The 7,140-nt window shown below is 72.9% G+C and carries 7 protein-coding genes, 1 pseudogene and 1 riboswitch; of the genes and pseudogenes, 7 read left to right on the top strand and 1 reads right to left on the bottom strand.

Annotation, left to right across the window (positions count from 1 at the left end; all coding sequences use genetic code 11):
- Positions 1-320: 320 nt before the first annotated feature.
- Entirely contained in the window at positions 321-1,532 is a 1,212-nt protein-coding gene (locus tag AB0G02_RS15035; RefSeq protein ID WP_360793977.1) for a mannosyltransferase, read from the top strand.
- On the opposite strand, the gene AB0G02_RS15030 is transcribed toward AB0G02_RS15035, so the two are convergent.
- Positions 1,488-1,781 (bottom strand): 4a-hydroxytetrahydrobiopterin dehydratase, encoded by a 294-nt coding sequence (locus tag AB0G02_RS15030; protein WP_360793975.1) that lies wholly within the window; start codon positions 1,779-1,781, stop codon positions 1,488-1,490. The genes AB0G02_RS15035 and AB0G02_RS15030 overlap by 45 nt on opposite strands.
- A 33-nt stretch (positions 1,782-1,814) precedes the next feature.
- Positions 1,815-1,931: riboswitch (TPP riboswitch) on the top strand.
- On the opposite strand from AB0G02_RS15030, the gene AB0G02_RS15025 reads away from it, so the two are divergent.
- The 6 genes and pseudogenes from AB0G02_RS15025 to AB0G02_RS15000 all read left to right on the top strand — a co-directional run bounded on the left by AB0G02_RS15025 (position 1,919) and on the right by AB0G02_RS15000 (position 6,934).
- A complete protein-coding gene (locus AB0G02_RS15025) occupies positions 1,919-2,953 on the top strand; it encodes a thiamine ABC transporter substrate-binding protein (RefSeq protein WP_360793999.1) in 1,035 nt (344 codons plus the stop codon). Its footprint overlaps the riboswitch before it by 13 nt.
- On the top strand, positions 2,929-4,566 hold the full coding sequence (locus AB0G02_RS15020; RefSeq protein WP_360793973.1) for an iron ABC transporter permease: 1,638 nt from the start codon (positions 2,929-2,931) through the stop codon (positions 4,564-4,566). Before AB0G02_RS15025 ends, AB0G02_RS15020 begins: the two co-directional genes overlap by 25 nt.
- Positions 4,566-5,171: pseudogene (locus tag AB0G02_RS15015) on the top strand (ABC transporter ATP-binding protein); the annotation flags it as partial. The gene AB0G02_RS15020 and the pseudogene AB0G02_RS15015, both read left to right, overlap by 1 nt.
- Positions 5,171-5,836 (top strand): hypothetical protein, encoded by a 666-nt coding sequence (locus AB0G02_RS15010; RefSeq protein WP_360793971.1) that lies wholly within the window; start codon positions 5,171-5,173, stop codon positions 5,834-5,836. The pseudogene AB0G02_RS15015 and the gene AB0G02_RS15010, both read left to right, overlap by 1 nt.
- Positions 5,758-6,177 carry a BBE domain-containing protein gene (locus AB0G02_RS15005; protein ID WP_360793969.1) on the top strand — a complete coding sequence of 140 codons (420 nt, stop codon included), beginning with the start codon at positions 5,758-5,760 and terminating at the stop codon, positions 6,175-6,177. Before AB0G02_RS15010 ends, AB0G02_RS15005 begins: the two co-directional genes overlap by 79 nt.
- 169 nt (positions 6,178-6,346) lie before the next feature.
- On the top strand, positions 6,347-6,934 hold the full coding sequence (locus AB0G02_RS15000; protein ID WP_360793967.1) for a hypothetical protein: 588 nt from the start codon (positions 6,347-6,349) through the stop codon (positions 6,932-6,934).
- The last annotated feature ends 206 nt before the right edge of the window (positions 6,935-7,140 follow it).

The raw sequence follows: 7,140 nt of genomic DNA, 5'->3' as shown, positions 1-7,140 counted from the left end.
TGGCCGTCCCGACGCGCGGCGGGGGCGCGGGGGCCGGCGGCCCCCGGGCGGCCCAGCGCCGGGGGCGGGCGGGTCCCGCCCCCCCCCCCCGCCCCGAGGTACTGTGCTGGTGCGTCAGCGCACCTGGTTGCGGCTGTGGCGGGCCAGGGCGAAGACGCCCCCCGCGGTGGCGAGCATCCCCAGTGCGGAGACGGTGAAGACGACGATGTCGGTGGTCATGCGGTTATCCCCTTGCGTTGATCTCCCACTCGTCTTGACGTCCGGGTACCCGGTTCCGTGGCCCGGCAGTCGTGCAATTCACACGAACGTGGAGGTGCAGGGTGAGACTTCGCGCACTGGAGGGGCGAGCCCTCGCGGTCGCGCCCTGGGTGTTCGGCCTCTCCCTGCTGGGACACCTCGCGATGGTCGCGTTCCAGACGAAGATGACCATGGTGGACCTGATGGTCTACCGCAACGCCTCGCCGGAGCTGTTCACCGGCCTGCTCTACGACTGGCGGCTCAAGGAGTTCTCCGACCAGTTCGCCCTGCCGTTCACCTACCCGCCGTTCTCCGCGCTGGTCTTCGTGCCGCTGTCGTGGGTGCCGTGGGGCGTGGCGCGGTGGTTCTGGCAGCTCGTCTGCCTGGCCTGCCTGTGGTTCACCACCCGCAAGTCGCTGCAACTCCTCGGCAGCCACGACCCGCGCCGCGCGATGCTGTGGACCGGCCTGTTCGTGTGGGTCGAACCCGTCCGCACCACGCTGAACTACGGGCAGATCAACCTGGTGCTGGCGGCCCTCCTGCTCGGCACGATGGTCAGCGCCCGGAACTGGAAGCGGGGCGCGGGCGTCGGCATCGCGGCCGGGTTGAAGCTCACGCCCGCCATCTCCGGCCTCTACTTCCTGGTCAACCGCCAGTACAAGGCGGCGGTGTGGTCGATCGCGGCGTTCTTCGGCACGGTCGCGGTGGCGTACGCGGTGTCGCCCGCCCTGTCGAACGAGTACTGGTTCCACCTGCTCGGTGACGCCTCCCGGGTCGGCCCGGTCGGGTCCGCGATCAACCAGTCGCTGCGCGGCGCGCTGTCCCGCACGGTCGGCTACGACATCGGCACGGGGCCGCTGTTCCTCGCCGCGGTGGCCGTGGCCGCCGTGCTCGCCGGGTTCGCGCTGCGCGCGGCGGTGAAGGCGAAGGACGTGCTGGCGATGGTCGTCGCCGTGCAGTTCCTCGGCCTGCTCGTCTCACCGATCTCGTGGAGCCACCACTGGGTGTGGGCCGTGCCCGCCCTGATGTGGTTGATCTACTCGGCCCGGCACCGGCTCGCCACCGCCACCGCCGTCGCGTGGGTCCTGGCTATCGGCAGCTACCTGATCTCGTTCCTGCTCAAGGCGCAGCCGTCGATCTGGATCATCCCCCGCCCCTGGTACTACTCGGCGCTGGGCTGGGTCTACCCGGCGGTGGGCCTGCTCACGCTGGTCACGATCGCCGTCGTCCTCCGGGACCGGGCGAAGGCCTCAGCGCAGCGCGTCGAGGACCCCGTCGATCTCCTCCGCGAGTGACACGTCCAGCGCGGTGATCCCGCCGGTGGAGTGCGTGCTGCACCGGAACGTGAGCGTGCGCCAGCGGATGTCGATGTCGGGGTGGTGGTCGTCGTTCTCCGCGATCTCCGCCACCCGGTTCACCACCTGCAACGCCTGCGCGAAGCTCTCCAGCTCCACGGTGCGCACCAGCGCGGCGTCCTGCGCCCGCCAGTCGGGCAGCGCGGTCAGCGAGGCGGTCACCTGGTCGTCGGTCAGCAGCTCGGCCATGGGGCCGATCGTGCCACCGCGCGGGGTAAGCTGCGCGTTCGCCACGGGAGTCCGGTGCTGCGCCGGGCTGAGAGGAAGGCGCGCGAGCCTTCGACCGTCCACACCTGATCCGGGTCATGCCGGTGTAGGGAGAGATGATGTTCCGACGAGTGCTGCCCGCCGTGACCGCGTTCGCGCTGCTCACGGCCTGTTCGGTGACCACGTCCGACGCGCCGGCGGCGGGGGAGCGGGTCGTCACGCTGGTGACGCACGACTCGTTCGCGCTCAGCCCCGAGCTGCTGGACAAGTTCAAGACCGACACCGGCATCACGATCAAGACCCTCGCGAGCGGTGACGCGGGCGAGGTGACCAACAAGCTGGTCCTGACCAAGGACGCCCCGATCGGTGACGTCGCCTTCGGCGTGGACTCGACGTTCGCGTCCCGCGCGCTGAAGGAAGGCGTGTTCGCGGAGTACGCGAGCCCCGAGGCGCAGAAGGGCTCGCAGCGCTACCAGCTCGACCCGCCGAACCGGCTGCACGCCGTCGACGTCGGTGACGTGTGCCTCAACATCGACGTGGCGGCGTTCAAGGACGTCGGTGAGCCGAAGCAGTACTCCGACCTGGCCGACCCGAAGTACCGGGACATGCTGGTGGTCGAGGACCCGGCGACGTCGTCACCGGGCCTGGCGTTCCTGCTCGGCACCATCGACCGGTTCGGCGCGGACAACTGGACGAACTACTGGGGTCAGCTCAAGGCCAACGGCGTGAAGGTCGTCAGCGGCTGGGAAGAGGCCTACACCCAGGACTTCTCCGGTTCCAGCGGCAAGGGGCCGCGGCCGATCGTCGTGTCGTACGCGTCGTCGCCGTCGGCGGAGATCGGTGACGACGGCACGCCGCGCACCAAGGCGCTGCTGGACACGTGCTACCGCCAGGTCGAGTACGCGGGCGTGCTGAACGGCGCGAAGAACCCCGAGGACGCGAAGAAGGTCGTCGACTTCCTGCTGGGCGAGCAGGTGCAGGCCGCCGTGCCGGGGCAGATGTACGTCTACCCGGCCCGCGAGGGCGTCGCGCTGCCCGAGGCGTGGACGAAGGCCGCTCCGCTGCCCACCACCGCGCGGTCGCTGCCCGCCGACGAGGTCGACGCGAACCGCGAGCGGTGGGTGCAGCAGTGGCGCACGTTGGTCCAGGGCTGAGCCGACGGGCGCACCCAGGTCGACGGCTGTCCCCGAGCCCGCGGCTGACGTGGTCGCTGGCCGCGCTGCTGCCCCTGGCGTTCCTGGGGGTGTTCTTCGCCTGGCCGGTGCTGGCGATCGTCGGGCTCGGCCTGGGTGACGGCGGTGTGCTGCCGGTCCTGGCCCGCGCCGACACGTGGGACCTGGTCGGGTTCACCCTCGGCCAGGCCGCCGCGTCGACGGTGCTGGCGCTGGTCGCGGGCCTGCCGGTGGCGTTCCTGCTGGCCCGCTGCCGGGTCCGCGGCACGGGCGTGGTCCGGGCGGCGGTGATGGTGCCGTTCGTGCTGCCGACCGTGGTGGTGGGGCTGGCGTTCCGGGCGCTGTGGCCCGACGGCGGTGTGCTGCCGATCGTGCTGGCCAACGCGTTCTTCAACGTCGCCGTGGTCGCCCGCACGGTCGGCGGCCTGTGGGCGCGGGTCGACCGGCGCGCGGAGGACGCGGCACGGGCCCTGGGCGCGTCACGCGTGCGCGCGTTCACGTCCGTGGTGCTGCCGTCGTTGGCGCCCGCGATCGGGTCGGCGGCGTCGGTGGTGTTCCTGTTCTGCGCCACCAGCTTCGGCGTGGTGCTGGTGCTCGGCGGCGCGCGCCACCGCACCCTGGAGACCGAGATCTACCTGCGCACGGTGGAGCTGTTCGACCTGTCCGGGGCCGCCGCGCTGTCGTTGCTGCAGTTCGTCGCAGTGGTCGCGGTGCTGGTGGTCGGCGGGCTGGCGCGGCGCAGGCGGGAGCAGGGGTTGCCGCTGCGGGTCGAGCCGCCGCGTCGACCGGTGGGCGGCGAGCGGGGCGTGGTCGTGGCGGCCTGGCTGGTGGTGGTGGCGCTGCTCACGCCGGTGGTGGGGCTGGTGCTGAGGTCGTTGGCGACCGACGACGGCTGGAGCCTCGCCGGGTACGCGGCGCTGACCGGCACGGGGGAGCGCGGCACGCTGGCCGTGTCGGGGCTGGACGCGGCGGTGAACTCCGTGCTCGTGGCGACCGACGCGACGTTGGTGGCGTTGCTGGTCGGCGTGGTGTCGGCGGTGGTGCTGGTGGGCCTGCGGCGGCACGGGTCGTGGTTCGCGGAGACCCTGGACACGGCGCTGATGCTGCCGCTGGGCGTGTCCGCGGTGACGCTCGGCTTCGGCTACCTGGTCACCATGGACGCGCTGCCCGGTGACTTCCGCACGTCACCGCTGCTGGTGCCGTTGGCGCAGGCGCTGGTTGTGACGCCGTTGATCGTGCGGATCGTGCTGCCCGTGCTGCGGGCCGTGGACGAACGGCTGCGGCAGGCGGCGGCGACGCTGGGCGCGAGCCCGTGGCGGGTGTGGCGGGAGGTCGACCTCCCGCTGGCGTCGCGGTCGCTGCTGGCGGCGGCCGGGTTCGGGTTCGTGGTGGCGCTGGGGGAGTTCGGCGCGACGAGCTTCCTGGCCCGACCGGACGCGCCGACGTTGCCGGTGGTGATCGCCCGGCTGATGTCGCGGCCGGGTCAGCTGAACAGCCAGATGGCCTACGCGGCGTGCGCGTTGCTGATGGTGGTGACCACGGCGGCCGTGCTGGTGATCGAGCGGTTGCGCGTGCCGAGCGGCGGGGAGTTCTGATGTCGTTGCGCGTCGACGGGCTGGGCGTGCGGTACGGGGACGTGGCGGCGGTGTCCGGTGTGGACCTGTCGATCGCGGACGGCGAGGTGGTGGCGCTGCTCGGGCCGTCGGGCTGCGGCAAGTCGACGTTGCTGCGCGCGGTGGCCGGGTTGGAGCCGCCGAGCGCGGGGACCGTGTCGTGGGACGGCGTGGACCTGGCCGGCACGCCCGTGCACCGGCGCGGTTTCGGGTTGGTGTTCCAGGACGGGCAGCTGTTCCCGCACCGGGACGTGGCGGGCAACGTCGCGTTCGGGCTGCGGATGCGGCGGGTGGAGCGGGAGGCGCGCGAGAAGCGGGTGGCCGCGCTGCTGGAGCTGGTCGGCCTCGCCGGGTTCGGCGGGCGGCGGGTCACGTCGCTGTCCGGTGGCGAGCAGCAGCGGGTGGCGCTGGCCCGCGCCCTCGCGCCGCGACCCCGGCTGCTGCTGCTGGACGAGCCGCTGTCCGCGCTGGACCGGGCGTTGCGGGAGCAGCTGGCGGTGGACCTGGCGCGGCTGCTGCGCGAGACGGGCGCGACCGCGCTGGTCGTGACGCACGACCACGACGAGGCGTTCACGCTGGCCGACCGGTGAAGCTGCACCGCCGCTGGGGCACCACCATCCCCGGCGGGTCGTGCGCCACCGTCGGCGCCGGCGGGCACATCGTCGGCGGCGGCTACGGGTTGCTGTCCCGCCGCAACGGGCTCACCGTGGACCACCTGCACGGCGTCGAAGTGGTCACCGCCGGCGCCGACGACCGCACTCCCCCGCGCGAACTGCTCCCCCGCGCCCCGCGCCAGGTGCTGCTGCACGACATCACCATCGGCTGGGACCAGGTCGGTTCCGGCGGCGCCGAGCCGGCCCGCATGCTGCGCCGCTTCAGCCGCTGGTGCGAGTGCCGCTCCACCCCCGGGTCCACCGCGGACAACCAGCTGTTCGCGCTGTTCCGCGTCTTCCCGCAGCTGACCTCCGACTCGCGGGCGATCAACCTCACCACCCAGGTCGCCATCGACGACGACGCGCCCGAGAGCCTGACCCGGGCCCGGGCCACGCTCAGGGCACCTGGAACCGGCGTGCCGACTACAAGTCGGCCTACCACCGCCGCCTCACCGACCACCAGGTGGACACCCTGGTCGCCACGTTCGCCGCCGCCGGTCGGGGCGCGGAGGGCGCCCGGGTGTCCCTGGACACCTACGGCGGGCAGGTCAACGCCACCACCGAGCAGGCCACCGCCACCCCGCACCGCGACTCGGTGATCAAGGTCCAGTACATGACCTTCTGGACCGACCCCGCCCAGGACGACGACCACGTCCGGTGGCTGCGCGACACCTACACCCGCATCTACGCCGAGACCGGCGGGGTGCCCGCAGCGGCCGACCACGACCCCGACGGCGCCGCCACCGACGGCTGCTTCGTCAACTACCTCGACGCCGACCTGCCGGAACGCCCCACCGCCGAGGCGGCGAGCTGGTGGCAGCTCTACTACGGCGCCACCAACTTCGGCAGGCTCGTGCGCGCCAAACGCGCCGTCGACCCCGACGACGTCTTCCACCACGCCCAGTCCATCCCCGTCACCCCGCCGCGGCAACACCCGTGAACCCGCTCCGGGCGGGCCACCGGGGCGACCGCCGAGCCTGACGGGGGCGGCATGACCTGACCGACGCGCAGCCGACGATGCCGCAACCGGTGAACGGGCGGACCCGGCCGGTTGGGGATCGAGCTCGAACCGGCGGCACGAGTACCGGCGTTCCCCCTACGATCCGATCGTGACGAGCTTCCCCGCGGCTGCCCGGCGGGTGCGCGACGACGCGCTCACCCCTCGCGCGCGGTTGCTCGCCCTTCGGGAGTGCGCGCTGCACTTCGCCCCCTACGGCTTCCGCGCCACCTGGCACCACCTCGTCGTCAACGCCCGCATCCCGCAGCAGTTGGAGGACGACCTCGGTTCACTGCGCCGCGCGGTGGACGAGCTGGAAGAAGCCCGTGCGGTCTGGAGGGAACGCGCGGTAGCCCTCCAGGAACGCCGTCGTCGCGAGAAGGCGACCGGGCGACGGGTCCCGCGGCGGGCCGACCGGGCGTTCGGCGACGCGATCCACCTGCACTGCCCCGACTTCGAGCAGCACCCCACGGATCGGCTGGTCACCGTCGTCCGCAGGGTGGTCGCCGCGCACGACTCCGGCGCGGACCCGCTCGTGACCTGCGTTGCGTGCGGGTGGGCGTTGAGAGGTGAGAACAGGTGCTGCCCGGCCTGCGGCGTGCTCCCGCGAGGCGGTGAGCGCGGTCACCGTCCGCCTCGGCTCTCGATCGGGGCGGCCGAGCGCTGGAACAGGACGTGGCGGCGGGAAACAGCCCGGTAGTCGACGTTCGCGGTCGAGCGCGCTGCTCGACCGCCGCGTTCTGGCCACCGACACGCCGCCGCTCACCTCACCTTCGGACCACGCGCCAGTCCTCCGGGGTCGGGCGGAGGACGCGGCGCACGGCGTCACGCAGCCACTGGTGGGCCCCGTCGGCGGTGTGGCGGGGGTGCCAGGCCATCCCGTTGGTCAGCGGCGGCAGTGGCAGG

The sequence above is a fragment of the Actinosynnema sp. NPDC023658 genome (assembly GCF_040639995.1).
GTDB lineage: Bacteria > Actinomycetota > Actinomycetes > Mycobacteriales > Pseudonocardiaceae > Actinosynnema.
The sequence above is the reverse complement of the archived record's forward strand: the minus strand, read 5'-3'. Positions and strand labels throughout refer to the sequence as shown.